Genomic DNA, 19,969 nt, shown 5'->3' on the forward strand with positions numbered 1-19,969 from the left:
TTCGTGGCTATGATAAAACTGTTAAATTGTTTTACGCAATTGTTAATGAATCATTCCGCATTATTTGATTAGCGCACAGGACAGATCCCTCGCCCCGTTGGGGAGAGGGTTAGGGTGAAGGGAAGAATTCAAACCGGCATGGATTTACGGATGGCGCTCAGCAGCGTCTGCGCACCCGTTGAGAGCGGCGTGTCTACGCGGGTTAAAATGCCGATAGGTTCACCGGCACCCGGGGCGGTCACCGGCAGAGCGGTCAGAGTTCCCTGACGCAAATCATCTTTTACCGCACCGGAGGGAACGAACCAGACGTAGTCATAATCGAGGGTGAGCTGGCGTGACAGCGAGGCCGACAGCGTTTCGATACACCCTGAGGGTAGTGTACATCCCTGCATTTGCAGCAAGTTTTCGGCGGCCTGGCGCGGGACGGTGCCTTTCGGGCAGACCACCACGGGCCATTCCATGACGCGGCTTAACGTCACGGTATCCTGCAGTAAAGGATGGTCGGGACGCACCACCAGCTTCAGGGATTCCAGAAACAGCAGTTCGTAATTGAGACCGCCCATCAGTTCAGGGTCGGACATACGACCGATACCCAGATCCAGTTCCCCCGATTTGAGCCCCGCGAGCAGCATGGTGTTATTCATGGTGGCAACCTGAATCGTGGTATGCCGTTGCTGCTTGTGGAATTGACCAATCACGGGCGGCAAAATGCCCAGCGCTGCGGTAGGCAAGGCACCCACACGTACCACGTCACTGGTGTGCTCTTCTTTTCTGTGCAGGGACTGGCCTGCGGTGTTGAGCGCATCCAGCACCTTAACGGCGTGCGTCAGGAACTGTTCGCCCACGAGGGTAAGCTGTGCGCCCAACCGACCGCGATCGAAAAGACGGGCGCCGGTGAGCTGTTCCAGCTCGTTAAGGGTTTTTGAGAGCGCAGGCTGGCTCAGATTAAGGGTTTCAGCCGCTCGCCCCAGCGTTCCCTGTTGAGCGACGGCCACAAATGTATGCAAATGGCGCAAGCGTATGCGCTGACTGAACAGACCATTTTTTTCCATAGGCGATGTTAAAAACAGAGCGATGCGGGTGACAAGTTAAGTTGTTTAATTTTGATAACCTGATAGCAAAATATTTTTAACATTTGATCTGTTTGAGTTACAACATGTTTTTCAGGAGGGGCTGCAGGCGAACGTCCTTGTTCATTTATTGCTCATTCCCGAGGGGTTACATCAGTAACCCCTTAGATGACGCCATCCCCGCCGTCAGAACACCACACCTGACCGGACGTATAGGAACACGCATCCGAGGCCAGCGTGACGTACAGCGGAGCAATTTCTACCGGCTGACCCGGACGCCCCAGTGGCGTATCGCCGCCAAACTCCTTCACTTTTTCCATTGGCTGACCGCCGCTTGACTGCAGCACCGTCCAGTACGGTCCAGGCGCCACCGCGTTGACGCGAATGCCTTTTGGGCCCAGCTGTTTGGCTAAGGATTTAGTAAATACGGCCAGACAGGCTTTCGTCTGGGCGTAGTCCAGCAGCACGGGGCTGGGCTTCACTGCCTGAACCGAGGAGGTGTTAATGATAACGGACGACGCCTTCAGATGGCGCAGCGCCGCCTTGGTGATCCAGAAGGGGGCATAAACGTTGGTTTTAAACGTCGCGTCAAAGTCTTCGGTGGTGAGCTCTTCCAGAGACTCCCGGTACTGCTGACGACCCGCGTTATTGATCAGAATATCCAGGCCACCCAGCTTCGAGACGGCTTCCTCGACCAGATTCTGACAGAAGGTTTCATCCCGGATATCCCCCGGCAGCGCGATGGCTTTGCGTCCTTCCGCTTTGATCAGCGCGATCACCTCTGCGGCGTCTTTTTCCTCTTCAGGCAAATAGTTGATGGCAACGTCAGCCCCTTCACGGGCATAGGCGATAGCCACCGCGCGACCTATCCCGGAGTCACCCCCGGTGATCAGCGCTTTTTTGCCGGTAAGGCGGCCATGCCCTTTGTAGCTTTTTTCCCCATGATCGGGTACAGGTTGCATCTCTGATGCCAGTCCCGGCGGCGTTTGCGGTTGTTCCGGGAACGGGGGTTGCGGGTAAGCGTTCGTACGTTGTGTAGTATCACTCATAGCTGACTCCTTAAGCCAAGGGGTGAGATTTGATGGATAGTTGCAGCGTTAACGCTTCGCTGAATTATTTCTGCAAACGATCAACACGGACGACGGCAGGAGATGATTTTTTATCAAGCGAACCGTTGATACTGATCATCTGGTCGGGTTTTACCGTTCTGCCGTCGAAGACTGCCTGGGGAATAATAACGTCGATTTTTCCGGTTTTATCCTGGAATACAAACTTATCGCCGCTACCGTCAATAAGATTACCGCGTAATGAAATTGTCGCACCGTCATGCATTTGTTTTGCCTGATCGATGGTCATAATACGCGCATCATCGGTTCCACGATATCCGCTATCCAGCGCGTGAGGCGGGGGCGGCGCGTCACCTTTTTGTAACCCGCCGTTATTATCTGCCCATGCTGATGGAACCAAAAATATCAAAAAAGCGGAAATAAGTGATAATTTCATCTGATATCCTTCATTTTTGGGTGTCTTGACTTATTAAGTATTGTTGCTATTCCTTTATGTGGCAAATGTGATAAGTCTTAAAAACAATCTCTTTTGAAATCAAAACACTCATAAAATAAGCGAAACGGTGACGACAACCATGAAGCGTGAAAATGAAAAGTTACCCGGGATAGATGAGAGTTATCGCTTGCTCAGGTTTGAATATGCATTTCGCCAGGTGGGTTTTGTGCTGCTTTTAGGTATTATAATCGCAGCGATGGCCGGTCTGTTTTCCAGCGGCATGGTGAGCGACACGTCCAGGACCAATTCTGCTAAATCTCTGACCATTCACTATGAACGCTTTGGCCGTCGGGAGACCGAGTCAAGGATGCAATTTACGTTTCCGGTGAAAACGGCGGGTCACTTCACGCTCAGCATCACCAGCGAGCGCAGCGACGTTTACGAACCCGGCAGCGTCTGGCCGCAGCCGGACAGAATGTATAGCCGTGGGAAAACCCTCTATTTCGTCTATGACACGCTCCAGAAGTCAGACAGGTTCTCCGTGTTGTACTTCACGACCCCGACCCGGGCCGGTAAGTGGAATACTGTCATCCGCGCAAACAACGAGCCGGAGATCACCGTCTGGCAATTTATTTACCCGTAGGAGGCTGATATGGATATGGTCTTTCGTGCGCTGGCGATTTATCTGTTTCTCGTGGTGGTATTTAAAGTGGCGGGGCGACGCGCGCTGCTACAGATGACCAGCTTTGATCTTATTCTGCTGTTAATTATTAGTGAAGCCACGCAGCAGGCGCTTCTGGGGCAGGACTTTTCTGTCACCGGGGCGATGATAACGATTACCACGCTGGTGGTAGTGGATATTCTCTTTGGGTTGATGAAGAAATATTTTTCCCCGGTGGAAAATATTCTGGATGGTAATCCCGTCATTCTGGTAGAGAATGGCGTGCCGTTAGCGGATAAACTTAAAAAAGTCGACGTATCCTGTGATGATATTCTGGTGTCAGCGCGTCAGAATAATGGCATTACAAAAATGAGTGAAATCAAATATGCCATATTCGAACGTAATGGGCATATTTCAATCATTCCTTTTGAGAAATAAGAGGCGGCAAAATGAGCAATCTGTTTCACGACGATCATTATACCGTAAGTGAATTAACGAAAAAGCTGGCGAGTAAATTAACCGATGCCGGGCTGCGCTTAACCACGGCGGAATCCTGTACGGGGGGAAAGCTCTCGGTCGCGTTGTGCGCAGAAGAGAACACCGCCGATTTTTATGATGTCGGGCTGGTGGTATTCAGCGATGAAGCAAAAGCGCGGATCCTCGGCGTGCGTTCTGAAACGCTGGCGCGCTATACCGCCGTCAGCGAACCGACGGTGGGCGAGATGGCCGCCAGTATCCGCGATATGGCCCAGGCGGATATCAGCATTGCCATCAGCGGATACGCAGGCCCTGAAGGGGGCGACGATGGGACGGCGGCAGGGACGGTCTGCTTTGGCTGGAATATTTGCGGCGAGTCGAAAACCCGCACCGTTCTTTTCTCCGGTGACTGTCAGGACGTGGTGGAAAAAGCGGTGCATTTTGCGCTGGCTGAACTGGTAACAACCTTGTCGGACGACAATATCGGGTAAATTCACGTGGAGGTTGTATGGCTGTCATAGTGATTACTGGCGGGACGGCGGGCGTGGGAAAAGCCACGGCACTGCACTTTGCAAAGGCGGGCTACGATGTGGGACTTATCGCCCGCGATGAAGCCAGCCTGCACTCCACTCAGGAGGAATTAAAGCGCTTTGGGGTCAATGCCCACGCGGTGCAGGCGGACGTCGCCGACAGTAAGGCGGTGGTGGATGCCGCTAACGAGATTGAGTATCGCCTTGGGGCGATTGACGTGTGGGTTAACAATGCCATGGGCGCCGTGCTGGCACCGTTTCGCACCCTTACGCCGGATGAGTTTCGTCGTGTGACTGACGTGACCTACCTCGGCTTTGTCAACGGCACTCGCGCCGCGCTGGAGCTGATGGTGCCCCGCGACAGAGGCGTGATTATCCAGGTGGGATCCGCGCTGGCCTACCGTTCCATTCCTTTACAGTCCGCTTACTGTGGCGCCAAAGCGGCGATCCGCGGCTTCACCGATGCGGTGCGTACCGAACTGATGCATGAAAACAGCCGGGTTCAGCTTTCGATGGTTCAGATGCCGGGGCTTAACACGCCGCAGTTCGAATGGGCGAGGAATAAGTTCGCCTGGGCGATGCGCCCGGTGCCACCGGTTTTTGAGCCCGAAGTCGCCGCCCGCGCCATCTTTAAGGTTGCACAAAAACCGGTACGGGAACTGTGGGTGGGAAGCAGCACGATTCAGTCGATCGTCGGGCAATTTCTTTTCCCGGGTTTACTTGACCGGCTGATGGTTAAAAAAGCCTGGGAAGGTCAGATGACCGACGATCTGAACGCACCGGATCGCCGGGACTATCTTGACCAGCCGGTTAATGATCTGCACAAAATCCATGGCCGTTTTACAGACGAGGCGAAGAACCGAGCCCCGTCCGTCACCTCCGGTATGCCTGGCAAGGTGGCGCTGGGCGCCCTCGCGGTGGCGGGGATTATGCTGACCCGCCTGATAATTCGAGGGAGAAGATAATCAGCGCAGCGCGCTACGGTGGGTCCAGAACCAGCGGTAACCGTAGCCGCCAAGAGTGAGCTCGACGGTTTTGCCGCACACCAGCGCGTCGTCGTAGCGTTTGTCCGCGAGACAGGCAGTCCAGGTGGCATTGCGGATCCCTTTTGCGGCGAACTTCACCGGCTGGTCGCTGAAGTTGACGAAGGTGAGGATGCTGCGTTCATCGGTCTCGTAATACAGCCCCAGCACCGCGTCGTGATCGAGGGTAATGAGACGAAAGGGCGCAACGGCAATTTCGGGGAACTCTGAGCGGGTATTGGCAATATCCATGATTCGGTGCAGAAGCGAGTTGCGGTGAAGCAGCGAATCAGCGACGTTGATTTTCTGATAGCGATACGGGCCGCGATCGATGATGGGGGCAATAAATTTTTCCGGGTTGGCCGCGGAAAAACCGCCCCCCGCCGATCCGGCCCACTGCATCGGCGTACGAACGGCGTAACGCTCTTCCAGTTCCAGGTCGTCGCCCATGCCGATCTCATCCCCGTAGCGCATCACCGGGACACCCGGCAGGGAAAAGAGCACGGCGTGACAGAACGCCAGTCGCTTGTGATCGCCATTCAGCATCGGCGCCAGGCGGCGGCGGATCCCGCGCTGATAGACGTTCATCTCTTCGTCAGGGGCGAAGGTATCAAGGACAAACTGCTTATCTTTCTGACTAATGCCCTCCAGATCCAGCTCGTCATGATTGCGCAGCCAGTTGGCAAAACAGCATGAGTCGGGCGGGACGATCATCTTTTTCACCGCATTACGCAGCGGACGGGCGCTTTTCCTCGCCAGGCTGACGTAGAAATACTTATTGAGCCAGAAATTGAGCACCAGATTCAGGCGATCGTTATTGCCGAAGTAGTCTTTATACGTCTTGACGTCGACGTCGACTTCACCAAGCAGGATCGCGTCTGGATTACGTTGCTCAATAAGACGGCGCATATGCTCCAGGATCCACAGCCCTTTTTTTTCGTCACCGTTTCCTGCCTGTCTGGTGAGGTGGGTGGCGGCATCCAGGCGAAAGCCCGACACCCCCAGCTTAAGCCAGAACAGAATGATGTTCTCAATCTCTTTAAGTACCGCAGGCGAGGTCAGGTTCAGATCCGGCTCATGGCGATAAAACATATGCCGGTAGTACTGTCCCGCCTCGTCGTCCCAGCTCCAGACGCTCTTTTCCACGCCGGGAAACATTGGGGGCGTGTCGTCATCGTCGTTGTCCGACCAGAGGTAGTAATCACGATAGGGGGATGCCGGGTTTCGGCGGGCCTGCTGGAACCACGGATGCGCGTCTGAGGTATGCTGGATCAGCAGCTCAATTATGACCTGCATGCCCAGCTCCCGGGCCTGTTCGATAAAGGCGATGATATCGGCCAGTTTACCGAAGCGCGGATCCACCTGCAGATGGTCGCTAACGTCGTAGCCTTCGTCCAGAAAGGGGGTGAGGTAAAATGGGGTGATCCAGATAACCGTCGCGCCCATGCGGCGGATATAACGCAGCTTGGCCGCAATTCCGGCGATGTCTCCACAACCATCGCCGTTCATATCATAAAACAGTGCGGTATCAATTTGATAAATAATGGCCCGTGTATGCCAGTCTGTCATAGCGTTCCTCAGTGATAGCCTTCAGTATCCGACACTTTGCCCCGGAAGACGTAGTAGCTCCAGGCGGTGTACACCAGAATCACCGGAATGATCAGCAGGGTGCCGACCAGCATAAATAGCTGGCTGGCGGGCGGTGCCGCGGCTTCCCACAGGGTGATATGGGGCGGAATAATGTTTGGCCACAGGCTGATACCCAGGCCGCTAAAACCGAGGAAGATCAGCCCCAGCGTGAGCAGGAACGGACGCGAGTGGCTGGCCGGGTTGCGGGTCAACCGCCAGATCAGCACCGTAAACAGCCCTACCAGCAGGGGAACCGGCAGGAACCAGAAGAAGTTGGGCAAGGTAAACCAGCGGTCGGCCACGTACTGCCAGCCAAGCGGCGTCCAGACGCTGACCACCGCAATAACCACCACCAGTGCCAGCAGCACGTGGCGCGTCAGCTCGCGCATGCGGTTTTGCAGTGCGCCTTCGCTTTTCATTATGAGCCAGGTGGTCCCCAGCAGCGTATAGGCAACGACCAGCCCGATGCCACAGAAAAGATTGAAGGGCGTCAGCCAGTCAAGCGCAGAGCCGACAAAGCGCCGGCCTTCCACGTCAAAGCCATTGATCACTGCCCCTACGACGATCCCCTGGCTGAAGGTGGCGAGCAAGGACCCGCCTGCGAAGGAGTAGTCCCAGAATTTGCGGTGTGAGGGCGTCGCTTTAAAACGGAACTCAAAGGCGACGCCGCGAAAGATGAGGCCGATGAGCATGGCGGTGAGGGGGATGGTCAACGCATCAATAATCACCGCGTAGGCCAGCGGAAACGCGCCGAACAATCCCGCGCCGCCGAGCACCAGCCAGGTTTCGTTACCGTCCCACACCGGGGCCACGCTGTTAACCATCACATCGCGTTCCCTGGCATCGCCCACGAAGTTGAACAGCAGACCGATGCCCAAATCAAAGCCATCCATAATGATGTACATCAGCGTGGCAAAGACGATGATGGCAAACCAGATAACAGCGATATCAACGCCCATCAGATTCTCTCCTGTTCTGAAACGGACTCCGTGGCAGACAGCGGACGGGCGGGAGTGCCCGACGTGTTTGACGTCAGCGTATCGACGGGCTGCGGACCTTTCTTAATCAACCTGATGAGGTAAACATACCCCACGCCGAACACCGACGAGTAGACAACGAAGAAGGCCAGCAAGCTGATGCTCATTTGCAGAGTACTGTGCAGGGAGACCGCATCTATCGTGCGCAGATAACCATAGACCACCCACGGTTGACGGCCCACTTCGGTGGTCACCCAGCCGGCGAGCAGCGCCAGCAGACCCGCTGGCCCCATGCAGAGCGCAAACCAGTGGAACGGGCGCGAGTGGAAAAGCCGGTGACGGTAGCGTAGCCAGAGGCTGAGCAGACCGAGGGTAATCATCAGCAGCCCCATCCCGACCATGATGCGGAACGACCAGAAAACGATGGTCGAGTTTGGGCGATCTTCTTTCGGGAAATCTTTCAGGGCCGGAACCTGTTTATCCAGGCTATGTGTCAGGATCAGGCTGCCGAGCGCGGGGATCTCGAGGCCGTATTTGGTGCGTTCCTCCTCCATATCCGGCAGGCCAAACAGCAGCAGTGGGGTGGCCTCGCCGGGCGGATTTTCCCAGTGTCCCTCAATGGCGGCGATTTTGGCGGGCTGATGCTCAAGCGTGTTCAGGCCGTGCATATCGCCCACCACCGCCTGGATGGGGGCGACCAGCAGCGCCATCCACATGGCCATCGAGAACATGGTTCGGATGGCGGGCGTATCGTTACCGCGCAGCAGGTGCCAGGCACCCGACGCGCCGACAAACAGCGCGCTGCTCAGAAACGCGGCAATAGCCATATGAATCAGGCGATAAGGGAAGGAGGGGTTAAAGACGATTGCCAGCCAGTCTTGCGGAATGACCTGTCCGTTCTCGATGGTGAACCCCTGCGGCGTATGCATCCAGCTGTTGGAGGCGAGGATCCAGAAGGTCGACATTAAGGTGCCGAGCGCGACCATGCAGGTGGAAAAGAAGTGCAGGCCCGGGCCAACCTTATTCCAGCCGAACATCATTACACCCAGGAAACCGGCTTCCAGGAAGAAAGCGGTTAAGACTTCATAGGTGAGGAGTGGACCGGTGATACTGCCCGCGAACTGTGAGAATCCGCTCCAGTTGGTGCCAAACTGGTACGCCATGACCAATCCGGAAACGACCCCCATACCGAAGTTAACGGCAAATATCTTTAGCCAGAAGTGATACAGCGATCGCCAGACGTCGTTTTTGGTGCGCAGCCACATGCCCTCCAGCACAACCAGATAGCTGGCGAGGCCGATGGTGATCGCAGGAAAAAGGATATGAAACGAGACGGTAAAAGCGAACTGAATTCTGGCCAGATGGAACGCGTCGAGTTCGAACATGGTCCGTACCTCTGAAACGATGGGGCACGAGAATTGCCGGGCAGTTTATGGCTGCCCGGCAAAACCGATTACGGTTTAGTCTTACCGGCACCCAGCTCGGCACCGGTCAGCGGGTCGGAATGTGGATCGGACTTCGTACGGGCAGACATCGCCTTGACCAGGGTTGCCTGTTCGGTTGTGAGCGTGACGCTTGCGCTGCCATCGCCGCCGTCAACCGCAGGCTGGGGGGACTCAACGTAATCGAAATGTTTATCGCTGTTCCAGCTTCCGCGAACCTCTCCACCTTCAGACATATTGTAGTACTTGTTGGTGAATTCCTCGATTGGCGGCAATTTTCCCGGCGGGAAATTATTACGGATAGACTGCAGCGCCTTCTCAAAGGAGAGCTGATGCGCCGCCTCGCGCGTCATCAGAAACGCCAGGGCATCCTTTACGCCGGGATCGTCGGTCACGTTGATCAGACGTTCATAGATGATTTTCGCTCTGGCCTCTGCTGCCACGTTTGAGCGCAGGTCCGCCGTTGGCTCGCCGATGGTGTCCACGTAGGCTGCCGTCCAGGGCACGCCCGCAGAGTTAGTGAGCGGGGTGCCACCACCGTAGAGCAGGGAGGTAATATGGCTGTCATTGCCGTTTTCGGTCATGGACCGATACAGCTCGGCCTCGTTTTCCACCCCTTCCGCCAGCGCGCCTTTCGCGCCTTTATTCAGCATGCCCACCAGGGTACCGATGATTTCGAGGTGGCTTAACTCCTCGGTCGCGATATCCATCAGCATATCTTTACGGCCCGGATCGTCATCGCTCAATCCTTGCGTAAAGTACCGGCAGGCGGCAGCCAGTTCGCCCTGCGGCCCACCGAACTGTTCCAGTAAAAGATTGGCGAGGCCTGGGTTAGGTTCAGCAACGCGAACCGTGTATTGCAGCTGTTTAACGTGTCGGAACATGGCGATTCTCCCTGATTATTTTTTTGCTTCGACGCCCGATGCGTCTGAACGCAGCAGGAACTGTTCCGTGGTCTGCGGAATATGACGAATCAACCAGTCGGCCATTTCGCGCTCTTCGGCGAGGATCGTTTCAATAGCGGGTATCGAGGCGGTATCGCCCGCTTTTTTCGCCGCCGCGAGCAGGGAGGTATAGCAGGCGATTTCAAACTGTTCGAAAACATAGCCGCTGATCGACCCCTTAACGATCTCATCAGACGGGAACATGCCGCCGATGGACTGCCCCAGCGCCGCCATTTTGCTCATCGAGTCTTTTAAAACTGAACGAGAAATATCATTCCGGTCGAGGATTTCTTCCAGCAAGGTAATTTGTCGTTTTGTCTCATTAATATGCTGCTCAATTCTGGCGCGAACATCAGGATAATTATCAATACGGCTGGCCATGGATTCCAGCATAGATTCGGCTTGCTTTTCCATCGCATGGGCATCGCGTAGCCAGTCATGGTAGTGTTCTACGTGATTCATCATTGTATCCTCATTAGGGTTCGCTTATTTGGTCTCACTTTCAGCAGCCTGATCGGCACGCGCGGCACTGTAGCCAGACAAATGGCCGACAATATTAGCGTAGATGCTGATGATAATGACCCATAGTACGCTGCTCTTCCACCATATTACGGAAGGGATAGCGAGAATGAACCATATTATAGCTGCCGTTAAATGGCACCGTTTAATTGTCCTGGGACTGATGCTCATTTTATTTAACCTGTGTTATAGCGTCATTTTTGCGCTTTTTGGTTAATATTTCCTACGGCCAGATCGGTGAGTTTAAGGTCGGTCTCTTTTTCTTCTTCCAGTGTTTCTGCAAGAAGCTTAACGGCTTTTTTATAGCCAAGCTGCTCTGCCAGGGTGGCAAGGGTACCGTAGCTGGCTATTTCGTAATGCTCCACTTTTTGCGCAGCGGCAATTAATGCGGCATCACGGACTTCATTTTTTTCCGTGCTTTCGATGACTTCATTAGCTTCTTCAATTAAGCCTTCCATTGCGACGCATTTCATGCGCTTGAGCTTGATGCCGTCTTCCTGTTCCACGATCTGGTCGATACGTTCGATCTGACCTTGCGTCTCTTCAAGGTGTGCGGTAAAGGCGGCGCTCAACTTCTCGCTGGAGGCGGCGCGGGCAAGTTTGCTTAACGCTCGGGTAAGCTGCTTTTCTGCGCTGTAGGTATCCGACAGAAGATGAATAAATACATCCTCTACACTTTTCATATTCATAATTATTACGCTCCGGTAAAATAAAAAAAGGGTACTGCGAGCTTTTCAGCCCGCAGCATGCTCTCTGGTTTTATTAAAAGAGTACTAAATAAGATCAGGAGTTATCAGATTTACGGCCTCCGCCGTGACTGTTCTGTCCCCCTTTCTTACCCGCTTCAGATGCGCGTTGCGGATCGTTTTTAAAATTACCACCGCTGTGCTGACCACCTTTACGACCAGCTTCTGATGCTTTTTCACGGTCTTCAGCGAAATTACCGGAACCACCACGATGCTCTGCCATATTAAACCTCATAGTCATATATTGGTTATGTCAGTACGGTACGAATATATTCCGTATCACTCGTCGTTCGAGTAATAACTCTAGTCGCTGTGCGCTATTCGTCAAATGCGCTTTGCTATTTGCGGTTGCGTTATTTTTAAATATTTGTAAATTTGCGCTTCGCTTGCGTTGGAAATATGGATAGACAGGAAGGACTTGTAAACAACTGTTCAGATTATTCCTAGCTTTGAGCTAAGAATTTGAAAGCTGAGGATAAAAATAATGACGCCCTCAAATTGGTTAATTTGCAGTCAGGGGAAAATAAAAAATACTCCTTTATAGCTAGAAAGCGAAACCATAAATAATTATAAGGAAAATCCTGGATAAAAAGCGACAGGCGCGAAAGGGCGGTTTCGTTAAGGCTTGTTCAGAGGCCAGTCGCACACGGTTTGACCACTGTCGTCTTAAGATCACAAATCAGAAATCTTTCCCCCCGGAAGGAACGGGTTTCTCTACACTCCAGGTAATATTCACTGGAGGCATGACATCATGGCGAACACCATCACGGCTGATGACATTCGGGAACACTTTTCGCAGGCTATGTCGGCGATGTACCAGCAGGAAGTTCCGCAGTACGGCACGTTGCTCGAACTGGTCGCGGACGTAAACCTGGCGGTTCTGGAAAATAACCCACTATTACATGAACAACTGGCGAACGCCGATGAGCTTGCCCGTCTGAACGTGGAGCGCCACGGCGCGATCCGCGTCGGCAGTGCGCAAGAACTTTCCACCCTGCGTCGTATGTTTGCCATCATGGGCATGTATCCGGTCAGCTATTACGATCTCTCTCAGGCGGGGGTGCCGGTCCACTCAACGGCATTTCGGCCGATTGATGATGCGGCGCTGTGCCGTAATCCGTTCCGCATCTTTACTTCGCTGCTGCGCCTTGAGCTGATTGAAAACGTCGCGCTGCGCGAACGTGCGGCGGAAATTCTGTCTCACCGAAACATCTTCACCCCGCGCTGTCTGGCGCTTCTCGATCTGTATGAATCGGAAGGGCAGTTTACCGTCGAGCAGGCGCAGGAGTTTGTTCAGGAAGCGCTGGAAACCTTCCGCTGGCACCGCCATGCGACGGTCGATCAGGAGACCTATCTCGCGCTGCATAACGAGCACCGGCTGATCGCCGATGTGGTCTGCTTCCCGGGGTGCCATATTAACCACCTCACGCCGCGCACGCTGGATATTGACCGGGTGCAGGAGTTGATGCCGAAGTATGGTATTGAGCCCAAAATTCTGATCGAAGGGCCGCCGCGTCGTGACGTGCCCGTGTTATTGCGTCAAACCAGCTTCAAGGCGCTTGAAGAGCCGGTGCTGTTTGCCGGTGAACATAAGGGCACCCACACCGCCCGCTTCGGTGAAATAGAACAGCGCGGCGTGGCGCTGACGCCGAAAGGCCGTGAACTGTACGATAGCCTGCTGGCTAAGGCCGGTACCGGCAAAGATAACCTGACGCACCAGCTTCATTTGCGTGAGATTTTCAGCGCCTTCCCGGACAGCGAGCTGTTAATGCGCCGCCAGGAACTGGCTTATTTCCGCTACCGTCTGACGCCCGCCGGGGAAGCCCATCGTCATGCGTTCCGTCCCGGCGACGATCCGCAGCCGCTGATTGAGCGCGGGTGGGTCGTTGCCCAGCCGATTACCTACGAAGATTTTCTTCCGGTCAGCGCCGCCGGGATTTTCCAGTCCAATCTCGGGAATGAAACTCAGGCGCGCAGTCACGGTAATGCCAGCCGCGACGCGTTTGAAGCCGCGCTCGGCTGCCCGGTGTATGACGAATTCACCCTCTATGAGGAGGCTGAAACGCGCAGCAAACAGCGTTGCGGTTTGCTCTGAAACCGTTACTCTGCAGGGGTGTGATGGAAAAAATAAGGTCGTTATGCAAAATCCTTCCGCCCCTGTGGTTGAAACGCGCCAGGGCGCACTGACTGGTTTAACCGATGAAAATGTCCACCGCTGGTGCGGTATTCCCTATGCTGCACCGCCAGTGGGTGACTGGCGCTGGCGCTCACCGCGCCCACCAGAACGCTGGGATGGCGTTCGCGATGCCACTGCCTTTTCGGCCTCAAGCTGGCAAAGCAGTGAATATTGTCAGGAGCTGGGCGGGGGCGATCCCGGCCAGTTCTCTGAAGACTGTCTCTATCTGAATGTCTGGTCCCCCGTCGACCGCCCGGGATCGCTTCCGGTGATGGTCTGGCTGCACGGGGGCGGGTTTACGATTGGTGCCGGTGGTCTGCCACCGTATCACGGCAAATCCCTGGCCGCGCGCGGCGTGGTTGTGGTCACGATTAACTACCGTCTCGGCCATCTCGGCTTTTTCGCCCATCCCGCGCTGGAGGGGGAAGAAGAGCGGGTAGTGCATAATTTTGCTCTGCTTGATCAGATTGCCGCGCTTGAATGGGTGCGGGAGAATATCACCGCGTTTGGGGGCGACCCGCATAACGTGACCCTGTTTGGTGAGTCCGCTGGCGCCCGCAGCGTGCTGTCGTTGCTGGCCTCGCCGCTGGCGGAAGGGCTGTTCCACAAGGCGATAGTCCAGAGTGGATATACCTTGCCCGACACGCCGCGCCAGCAGGCGCTGCAAAAAGGGGAAGCACTGGCCGCCCATTTTGGGCTGGAAAACGCGACGGCAGAGCAGCTGCGCGCGATCCCGCCTGAGTCATTCTGGCCGCTGACCGCGCCACTCAACATCGCCCCGGCGCCGATCGTCGGGGATTGCGTCCTGCCGGAGGCCATGCTGGATGTCTTTTTCGCTGCCCGCCAGCACCCTGTGCCGGTGATGATAGGTTCTAACAGCGATGAAGCCAGCGTCATGGCGGTGTTTGGCATCGATCTCGCCGGGCAAATCCAGAAGCTTCGCCGGGAGCGTCGTTTTGGGCTGGGGCTCATCAAGCTGCTTTATCCGGGTGTGAAAGGCGACGAAGAGCTGGGCAGACAGGTGTGTCGCGATATGGCGTTTACCACCATGGGCTATGTCGTGATGCAGGCGCAGCAGCGTGTCGGCGGGCTTTGCTGGCGTTACTGGTTTGACTATGTCGCTGAAGCGGAGCATGCCACCTATATCAACGGCGCGTGGCATGGCAATGAAGTGCCCTACGTGTTCGATACCCTCGGCCAGGTGGAGCCTTCACGTCAGTATGTCAACGAACGGGATTTACAGTTTGCTGCCAGGGTAGCCGATTACTGGGTAAGCTTTGCGCGCGATGCCGGAACGCATGATAGCCTGTCGGGGCCGACGCACTGGCCCGCGTGCCGTAAAGGGCGGGACGTGCTGCTACGTATCGGTGTGAATAAACATGCAGGTTTCCGGCTTGAAAACCGCTTTATGCGCGCGCGCATGAGCCTCTTTAAACGGGTGATGAAGCACCACGTCAGCCTCGATTAAGTAAACAGGCGCGAAACGCCGCCAGACCATTTTCTTCGTCAGGCGTTTCGCGCAGCACCAGCCGGTAGCTCGCCCCGGTTTTTACGCTTGTCTCATAGGGCCGCATCAGCCTTCCGGCACCCACATCTTCTGCCACCAGCGTTTCGTCGGCAATGGCGACGCCCAGCCCCTGAATGGCGGCGGTAATGGCGAGATCCATCGTATCGAAGTGTTGATTTTTGTGCATAACAAACCCGGGACCTTCCTGCTTCGCCAGCCACAGTGACCAGTCGGTCTTATCCCGCGTTGGGTGAAGGAACGTCAGTGAACCCAGCGTTGTACCTGCCCGCACCGGGCTGATGACCGGCGTGAGCGCCTCTTCGAACAGCAGATCGCCTGCGCTCATATGCGTGCCAAACACAATGGCCGCGTCGTAAGATTCGGTTTTAAAATTGACGTTATGATCGGTGGTGGTCGTCAGCGCGATCTGCAGATCCGGATGCGCGTGCTCCACCTCCAGCAAGCGCGGTACCAGCCAGCGCATGGCGCAGGTGGGGGCCTTAAGCCGGATCACGGTATGCTGGCTACGGGCCTGGTCGGCCACGGTCAGCAGCTGTTCGAAAGTGGATTGCAGCTCCGGAAGCAGGGCGCTGCCCTGCGGTGATAGGCGCAGCCCGCGGGCGTGGCGCTCAAACAGCGGAAAGCCAAACCACGCCTCAAGGGAGGCGATCTTACGGCTCACGGCCCCCTGGGTCAGACACAGCTCTGCGGCGGCATGGGTAAGATTCAGATGACGCGCGGTGACTAAAAATGCGTCGATGGCGTTAAGGGGGAGCGAACGGCGAGACATTGAAACACCTCAGCTATGCATTTTTCTCATGGCTATTATGACAACAATTCGATTGTCCCGGCAACGCACTTGTTGTTTGAATAGTTATGCAATGTCCATGAGAAGGGAAAGAGGATGACTTTACGAACGCCGGTACAAACGCGCTCCAAACTGCCAGATGTGGGGACCACCATTTTTACCGTTATCGGCCAGCTTTCGGCACAGCATAACGCCATTAACCTTTCTCAGGGCGCACCGAATTTTTCCTGTGACCCGAAACTGATTGCAGGCGTCACCCGAGCGATGGCGTCAGGGCATAACCAGTACGCGGCGATGACCGGCCTGCAGCCGCTGAAAGAACGCATTGCCGATAAAATTGCCACGCTCTACGGCACGCAGTATGACCCTGCCAGCGAGGTGCTGGTGACCGCCAGCGCCAGCGAAGGGCTCTATTCAGCGATAAGCGGTCTCGTGCACCCCGGTGATGAGGTGATCTACTTTGAACCGTCCTTTGACAGCTACGCGCCGATTGTCCGTCTGCAGGGGGCTACCCCGATTGCTATCAAACTCACGGTGCCGGATTTTGCCGTCAACTGGGATGAGGTGCGTGCCGCGATCACCCCGCGCACGCGCATGATCATCATTAACACGCCGCACAACCCGAGCGGTCAGGTCTTCTGTGCCAATGACCTGCAACAGCTGGCGGCGCTGACGCGCCAGACCGACATCATTATTTTGTCTGACGAAGTGTACGAACACGTGGTTTTTGACGGTGAACCGCATCATGGAATGGCCACGCACCCGCAGCTGGCGGAGCGCAGCGTGATTATTTCATCTTTCGGAAAAACCTATCACGTCACCGGCTGGCGCGTAGGGTATTGTGTCGCCCCGGCGGTACTGATGGATGAGATTTGTAAAGTCCATCAATTTTTAATGTTCTCTGCCGATACGCCAATGCAGCACGCCTTTGCGGAGCATATGGTCGATCCGCAAACCTGGCTCTCGCTGTCGGCGTTTTACCAGCGTAAGCGCGATCTGCTGCACGGTCTGCTGGCCGATTCGCCGTTTACCCTGCTACCGAGCGCCGGGTCGTTTTTCATGCTGGCGGATTACAGCGCGTTCAGCGATGAGCGCGACAGCGAGCTGGTGAAACGGCTGATCGTGGAGTACGGCGTTGCCACCATTCCGCTGTCGGCGTTTTATGCGGACGGTACGGATAATAAATTGATTCGTCTCTCTTTTGCGAAAGATGAGGCGACGTTACGGGCAGGTGCCCAGGCCCTGTGTCGGGTTAAATCACGCTGAGGAGTATAAGATGAAATTACGCGCGTTAGTCGTCGGCATGGGATTGCTGTGTACCTTTTCGTCCTTCGCGGCGACCGAGCTGCGTTATGGTCTGGAAGCGGAATATCCGCCGTTTGAAAGCCGTAATGCCTCAGGCGAACTGGAAGGGTTTGACGTTGAGCTGGGGAATGCCATTTGCAAAGCGGCAGCGCTGAAGTGCAGCTGGGTGGAAACCTCGTTTGACGCGCTGATCCCGGGCCTGGTGGCGAAGAAATTCGACGCCATTAATTCGGCGATGAATATCACCGAGCAGCGCCGCAAGAGCATTGATTTTACCCAGCCGATTTACCGCATTCCGTCGCAGCTGGTCGGCAAGGCCGGTACGGCGGTAGAAGCGACCCCAGAAGGGCTGAAGGGGAAAACCATTGGCGTGCTGCAGGGCTCAATTCAGGAAACCTATGCGAAAGAGCACTGGGAAAAGCAGGGTGTCACCGTGGTGTCTTATAAAGATCAGAATATGGCCTGGGGCGACCTGCTTAATGGCCGTATCGACGCCTCGCTGGTGATGTCCGCGGCCGGGCAGGCAGGTTTCCTCAGCAAGCCGCAGGGGAAAGGGTTTGGCTTCATCGGCAAACCGGTGTCTGACGACACTATCCTCGGGAGTGGGATCGGTTTTGGGTTGCGTAAAGGTGACGAGGCCACCAAAAAGCAGCTTGATGCCGCGATTGATAAAGTGCGTGCCGACGGCACGATCGCTAAACTCGCTGATAAGTACTTTCCGGGTATCGATGTCAGCGTAAAATAACCGCCTCATTAGCCCCGGCGATCGATGTCGCGTCGGGGCATTTTTCTACACATTTTCCAGGCTTTCTTTACACCACTTTCGGGCCGTTCTGGTCGACAGAAAATATTTCTCACTTTGTTCATATAATCACCGGGCAACAATTGGATTCTTAACCATTTTTGTTTAGGCTGTGCGTTCTTTCTTGCCGTCATTTCGCCGAGCGCGAAACACATTCACACGACCATAAGGACGTTTTTCCAGGCATGAATCGCAGACGTTTTCTAAAAGGCTCGCTGGCAGTGGCAGCCCTGAGCGGCACCTCTGGCCTTGCTTCCCTGTTTTCCAAAGCGGCATACGCTGCTGACTCTGACATCGCTGACGGTCAGAGCCGTCGTTTTGACTTCTCCGTACTGCAATCCATGGCGCATGACCTGGCGAAAACCCCGTGGGGTGGTGCGCCACGTCCGCTGCCGGACACGCTGGCGACCATGACGCCGCAGGCGTACAACGCCATCCGTTACGATGAGAAGCAGTCTCTGTGGAACAACATTGAAGGGCGTCAGCTGGACGTGCAGTTCTTCCATATGGGAATGGGGTTCCGCCGCCGCGTGCGGATGTTCTCGCTGGACCAGTCGACCTCTATGGCGCGTGAGATCCACTTCCGACCGGAGTTGTTCAGCTACGGTGAAACCGGTGTGGATACCAAACAGCTGGAAGGGCAAAGCGATCTTGGCTTTGCAGGCTTCCGCGCCTTTAAGGCGCCGGAACTGGCGCGTCGCGATATCGTCTCTTTCCTCGGCGCAAGCTATTTCCGTGCGGTTGACGATACCTACCAGTACGGCCTTTCCGCGCGCGGTCTGGCGGTAGACACCTTTACTGACACGCCGGAAGAGTTCCCGGACTTCACCTCCTTCTGGTTTGAAACCGTTAAGCCAGGTGACACCACGTTTACCGTCTATACGCTGCTGGACAGCCCGAGCATTACCGGTGCCTATAAGTTCGTGATCCACTGCGAGAAGAGCCAGGTGATCATGGAGGTGGAAAACCACCTCTATGCGCGTAAAGACATTAAACAGCTCGGCATCGCGCCGATGACCAGTATGTTCAGCTGCGGCAATAACGAACGACGCATGTGCGACACCATCCACCCGCAAATCCATGACTCAGACCGCCTGGCGATGTGGCGCGGCAACGGAGAGTGGATCTGCCGTCCGCTGAACAATCCGCAGAAGCTGCAGTTCAACGCCTATATGGACAAAAACCCAAAAGGGTTTGGTCTGCTGCAGCTGGATCGTGATTTCTCGCACTATCAGGACGTGATGGGCTGGTATAACAAGCGTCCAAGCCTGTGGGTAGAACCGCGCAACGACTGGGGTAAAGGCTCGGTTGGTCTGATGGAGATCCCGACCACCGGTGAAACGCTGGATAACGTGGTCTGCTTCTGGCAGCCGGAGAAAACGGTGAAAGCGGGCGACGAGCTGGACTTTAAATATCGCCTGTACTGGAGCGCAATGCCGCCGGTGCGTTCCCCGCTGGCTAATGTTTTCGCCACCCGCACCGGCATGGGCGGTTTCCCGGAAGGCTGGGCGCCGGGTGAAAATTACCCGAAAGTGTGGGCGCGCCGCTTTGCTATCGACTTTGTCGGTGGCGACCTGAAGGCCGCTGCGCCAAAAGGCATCGAGCCGGTGATTACTCTCTCCAGCGGTGAGGCGAAGCAGGTTGAGATCCTGTACGTAGAACCGTTTGACGGTTATCGCATTCTGTTTGACTGGTACCCAACCTCGGATTCGACCGAGCCGGTAGATATGCGCCTGTTCCTGCGCTGTCAGGGGGATGCCATCAGTGAAACCTGGCTGTATCAGTATTTCCCGCCAGCGCCGGATAAACGTCACTACGTTGATGACCGGATAATGCGTTAATCCTTGTGGG

Annotated in this window: 21 protein-coding genes; 9 read left to right on the plus strand and 12 right to left on the minus strand. The window is 55.4% G+C overall.

All coding sequences use genetic code 11. From position 1 onward, the window contains the following. Positions 1-128 precede the first annotated feature (128 nt). The 3 genes from ABFI50_RS19625 to ABFI50_RS19635 form a co-directional block, all read right to left on the minus strand. Positions 129-1,052 (minus strand): LysR substrate-binding domain-containing protein, encoded by a 924-nt coding sequence (locus ABFI50_RS19625; RefSeq protein WP_014883781.1) that lies wholly within the window; start codon positions 1,050-1,052, stop codon positions 129-131. 182 nt (positions 1,053-1,234) lie between these two features. Then, a complete protein-coding gene (locus ABFI50_RS19630; protein ID WP_014883782.1) occupies positions 1,235-2,119 on the minus strand; it encodes an SDR family oxidoreductase in 885 nt (294 codons plus the stop codon). A gap of 64 nt (positions 2,120-2,183) precedes the next feature. Beyond that, on the minus strand, positions 2,184-2,573 hold the full coding sequence (locus ABFI50_RS19635) for a YdeI family stress tolerance OB fold protein (protein ID WP_014883783.1): 390 nt from the start codon (positions 2,571-2,573) through the stop codon (positions 2,184-2,186). 139 nt (positions 2,574-2,712) lie between these two features. On the opposite strand from ABFI50_RS19635, the gene ABFI50_RS19640 reads away from it, so the two are divergent. The 4 genes from ABFI50_RS19640 to ABFI50_RS19655 are packed head-to-tail and all read left to right on the plus strand — an operon-like array spanning position 2,713 to position 5,206. Then, positions 2,713-3,216 carry a hypothetical protein gene (locus ABFI50_RS19640; protein WP_014883784.1) on the plus strand — a complete coding sequence of 168 codons (504 nt, stop codon included), beginning with the start codon at positions 2,713-2,715 and terminating at the stop codon, positions 3,214-3,216. Positions 3,217-3,225: 9 nt separating this feature from the next. Beyond that, positions 3,226-3,672, plus strand: coding sequence for a YetF domain-containing protein (locus tag ABFI50_RS19645; RefSeq protein ID WP_014883785.1), 447 nt, complete (start codon positions 3,226-3,228; stop codon positions 3,670-3,672). Positions 3,673-3,683: 11 nt separating this feature from the next. After that, the gene (locus tag ABFI50_RS19650) at positions 3,684-4,202 is read left to right on the plus strand and encodes a 2-oxo-tetronate isomerase (protein WP_347484865.1); all 519 of its coding nucleotides are present in this window, start codon (positions 3,684-3,686) and stop codon (positions 4,200-4,202) included. A 17-nt stretch (positions 4,203-4,219) separates the two neighbouring features. Beyond that, a complete protein-coding gene (locus ABFI50_RS19655) occupies positions 4,220-5,206 on the plus strand; it encodes an SDR family oxidoreductase (RefSeq protein ID WP_059372957.1) in 987 nt (328 codons plus the stop codon). Here ABFI50_RS19655 and ABFI50_RS19660 read toward each other — a convergent pair whose 3' ends face one another. The 8 genes from ABFI50_RS19660 to ABFI50_RS19695 form a co-directional block, all read right to left on the minus strand. Further along, positions 5,207-6,832, minus strand: a complete 1,626-nt coding sequence (locus tag ABFI50_RS19660; RefSeq protein WP_045134053.1) for an alpha-amylase family protein — start codon at positions 6,830-6,832, stop codon at positions 5,207-5,209. An 8-nt stretch (positions 6,833-6,840) separates the two neighbouring features. Then, positions 6,841-7,851: a cytochrome d ubiquinol oxidase subunit II gene (gene cydB / locus ABFI50_RS19665; protein ID WP_014883788.1), complete on the minus strand. Its 1,011-nt coding sequence runs from the start codon at positions 7,849-7,851 to the stop codon at positions 6,841-6,843. Next, positions 7,851-9,254, minus strand: a complete 1,404-nt coding sequence (locus tag ABFI50_RS19670) for a cytochrome ubiquinol oxidase subunit I (protein ID WP_347484868.1) — start codon at positions 9,252-9,254, stop codon at positions 7,851-7,853. The genes cydB and ABFI50_RS19670 overlap by 1 nt, the downstream gene beginning before the upstream one ends. A 68-nt stretch (positions 9,255-9,322) precedes the next feature. Continuing rightward, complete coding sequence (locus ABFI50_RS19675) at positions 9,323-10,195, minus strand: manganese catalase family protein (protein WP_008502274.1); 873 nt, start codon at positions 10,193-10,195, stop codon at positions 9,323-9,325. 15 nt (positions 10,196-10,210) lie between these two features. Beyond that, the gene (locus ABFI50_RS19680; protein ID WP_014883791.1) at positions 10,211-10,717 is read right to left on the minus strand and encodes a ferritin-like domain-containing protein; all 507 of its coding nucleotides are present in this window, start codon (positions 10,715-10,717) and stop codon (positions 10,211-10,213) included. Between the two features lie 24 nt (positions 10,718-10,741). After that, positions 10,742-10,945 carry a hypothetical protein gene (locus ABFI50_RS19685; RefSeq protein WP_023335667.1) on the minus strand — a complete coding sequence of 68 codons (204 nt, stop codon included), beginning with the start codon at positions 10,943-10,945 and terminating at the stop codon, positions 10,742-10,744. 23 nt (positions 10,946-10,968) lie between these two features. Continuing rightward, a complete protein-coding gene (locus ABFI50_RS19690) occupies positions 10,969-11,463 on the minus strand; it encodes a ferritin-like domain-containing protein (protein ID WP_008502272.1) in 495 nt (164 codons plus the stop codon). Positions 11,464-11,557: 94 nt separating this feature from the next. Continuing rightward, the gene (locus tag ABFI50_RS19695; RefSeq protein WP_004150795.1) at positions 11,558-11,743 is read right to left on the minus strand and encodes a general stress protein; all 186 of its coding nucleotides are present in this window, start codon (positions 11,741-11,743) and stop codon (positions 11,558-11,560) included. 528 nt (positions 11,744-12,271) lie between these two features. On the opposite strand from ABFI50_RS19695, the gene ABFI50_RS19700 reads away from it, so the two are divergent. Then, positions 12,272-13,615, plus strand: coding sequence for a VOC family protein (locus ABFI50_RS19700; RefSeq protein WP_063434411.1), 1,344 nt, complete (start codon positions 12,272-12,274; stop codon positions 13,613-13,615). Positions 13,616-13,658: 43 nt separating this feature from the next. Further along, positions 13,659-15,164 (plus strand): carboxylesterase/lipase family protein, encoded by a 1,506-nt coding sequence (locus tag ABFI50_RS19705; protein WP_047344220.1) that lies wholly within the window; start codon positions 13,659-13,661, stop codon positions 15,162-15,164. Here ABFI50_RS19705 and ABFI50_RS19710 read toward each other — a convergent pair. Further along, complete coding sequence (locus tag ABFI50_RS19710; protein ID WP_014883795.1) at positions 15,151-15,993, minus strand: LysR family transcriptional regulator; 843 nt, start codon at positions 15,991-15,993, stop codon at positions 15,151-15,153. The two genes, ABFI50_RS19705 and ABFI50_RS19710, sit on opposite strands and share 14 nt — an antisense overlap. A 114-nt stretch (positions 15,994-16,107) precedes the next feature. Between ABFI50_RS19710 and ABFI50_RS19715 the strand changes: the two genes are divergently transcribed. The 3 genes from ABFI50_RS19715 to ABFI50_RS19725 all read left to right on the plus strand — a co-directional run bounded on the left by ABFI50_RS19715 (position 16,108) and on the right by ABFI50_RS19725 (position 19,959). Then, positions 16,108-17,277 (plus strand): pyridoxal phosphate-dependent aminotransferase, encoded by a 1,170-nt coding sequence (locus ABFI50_RS19715; RefSeq protein WP_014883796.1) that lies wholly within the window; start codon positions 16,108-16,110, stop codon positions 17,275-17,277. A 10-nt stretch (positions 17,278-17,287) separates the two neighbouring features. Next, positions 17,288-18,061, plus strand: coding sequence for a transporter substrate-binding domain-containing protein (locus tag ABFI50_RS19720; RefSeq protein WP_023330389.1), 774 nt, complete (start codon positions 17,288-17,290; stop codon positions 18,059-18,061). 242 nt (positions 18,062-18,303) lie between these two features. After that, the gene (locus tag ABFI50_RS19725; RefSeq protein WP_023330390.1) at positions 18,304-19,959 is read left to right on the plus strand and encodes a glucan biosynthesis protein; all 1,656 of its coding nucleotides are present in this window, start codon (positions 18,304-18,306) and stop codon (positions 19,957-19,959) included. The last annotated feature ends 10 nt before the right edge of the window (positions 19,960-19,969 follow it).

It is taken from the genome of Enterobacter sp. HNDS-6, assembly GCF_039850505.1.
Classification (GTDB): Bacteria; Pseudomonadota; Gammaproteobacteria; order Enterobacterales; family Enterobacteriaceae; genus Enterobacter; species Enterobacter kobei.

Excerpts from the sequence above, each read along its gene's own strand:
- ABFI50_RS19680 (WP_014883791.1), bottom strand. The coding sequence starts at position 10,717 with ATGAATCACGTAGAACACTACCATGACTGGCTACGCGATGCCCATGCG.
- ABFI50_RS19625 (WP_014883781.1), bottom strand. The coding sequence starts at position 1,052 with ATGGAAAAAAATGGTCTGTTCAGTCAGCGCATACGCTTGCGCCATTTG.
- ABFI50_RS19660 (WP_045134053.1), bottom strand. The coding sequence starts at position 6,832 with ATGACAGACTGGCATACACGGGCCATTATTTATCAAATTGATACCGCA.
- ABFI50_RS19675 (WP_008502274.1), bottom strand. The coding sequence starts at position 10,195 with ATGTTCCGACACGTTAAACAGCTGCAATACACGGTTCGCGTTGCTGAA.
- ABFI50_RS19720 (WP_023330389.1), top strand. The coding sequence starts at position 17,288 with ATGAAATTACGCGCGTTAGTCGTCGGCATGGGATTGCTGTGTACCTTT.
- cydB (WP_014883788.1), bottom strand. The coding sequence starts at position 7,851 with ATGGGCGTTGATATCGCTGTTATCTGGTTTGCCATCATCGTCTTTGCC.
- ABFI50_RS19690 (WP_008502272.1), bottom strand. The coding sequence starts at position 11,463 with ATGAATATGAAAAGTGTAGAGGATGTATTTATTCATCTTCTGTCGGAT.
- ABFI50_RS19670 (WP_347484868.1), bottom strand. The coding sequence starts at position 9,254 with ATGTTCGAACTCGACGCGTTCCATCTGGCCAGAATTCAGTTCGCTTTT.
- ABFI50_RS19725 (WP_023330390.1), top strand. The coding sequence starts at position 18,304 with ATGAATCGCAGACGTTTTCTAAAAGGCTCGCTGGCAGTGGCAGCCCTG.
- ABFI50_RS19635 (WP_014883783.1), bottom strand. The coding sequence starts at position 2,573 with ATGAAATTATCACTTATTTCCGCTTTTTTGATATTTTTGGTTCCATCA.
- ABFI50_RS19695 (WP_004150795.1), bottom strand. The coding sequence starts at position 11,743 with ATGGCAGAGCATCGTGGTGGTTCCGGTAATTTCGCTGAAGACCGTGAA.
- ABFI50_RS19645 (WP_014883785.1), top strand. The coding sequence starts at position 3,226 with ATGGATATGGTCTTTCGTGCGCTGGCGATTTATCTGTTTCTCGTGGTG.
- ABFI50_RS19640 (WP_014883784.1), top strand. The coding sequence starts at position 2,713 with ATGAAGCGTGAAAATGAAAAGTTACCCGGGATAGATGAGAGTTATCGC.
- ABFI50_RS19715 (WP_014883796.1), top strand. The coding sequence starts at position 16,108 with ATGACTTTACGAACGCCGGTACAAACGCGCTCCAAACTGCCAGATGTG.
- ABFI50_RS19710 (WP_014883795.1), bottom strand. The coding sequence starts at position 15,993 with ATGTCTCGCCGTTCGCTCCCCCTTAACGCCATCGACGCATTTTTAGTC.
- ABFI50_RS19685 (WP_023335667.1), bottom strand. The coding sequence starts at position 10,945 with ATGAGCATCAGTCCCAGGACAATTAAACGGTGCCATTTAACGGCAGCT.
- ABFI50_RS19650 (WP_347484865.1), top strand. The coding sequence starts at position 3,684 with ATGAGCAATCTGTTTCACGACGATCATTATACCGTAAGTGAATTAACG.
- ABFI50_RS19630 (WP_014883782.1), bottom strand. The coding sequence starts at position 2,119 with ATGAGTGATACTACACAACGTACGAACGCTTACCCGCAACCCCCGTTC.
- ABFI50_RS19655 (WP_059372957.1), top strand. The coding sequence starts at position 4,220 with ATGGCTGTCATAGTGATTACTGGCGGGACGGCGGGCGTGGGAAAAGCC.
- ABFI50_RS19700 (WP_063434411.1), top strand. The coding sequence starts at position 12,272 with ATGGCGAACACCATCACGGCTGATGACATTCGGGAACACTTTTCGCAG.
- ABFI50_RS19705 (WP_047344220.1), top strand. The coding sequence starts at position 13,659 with ATGCAAAATCCTTCCGCCCCTGTGGTTGAAACGCGCCAGGGCGCACTG.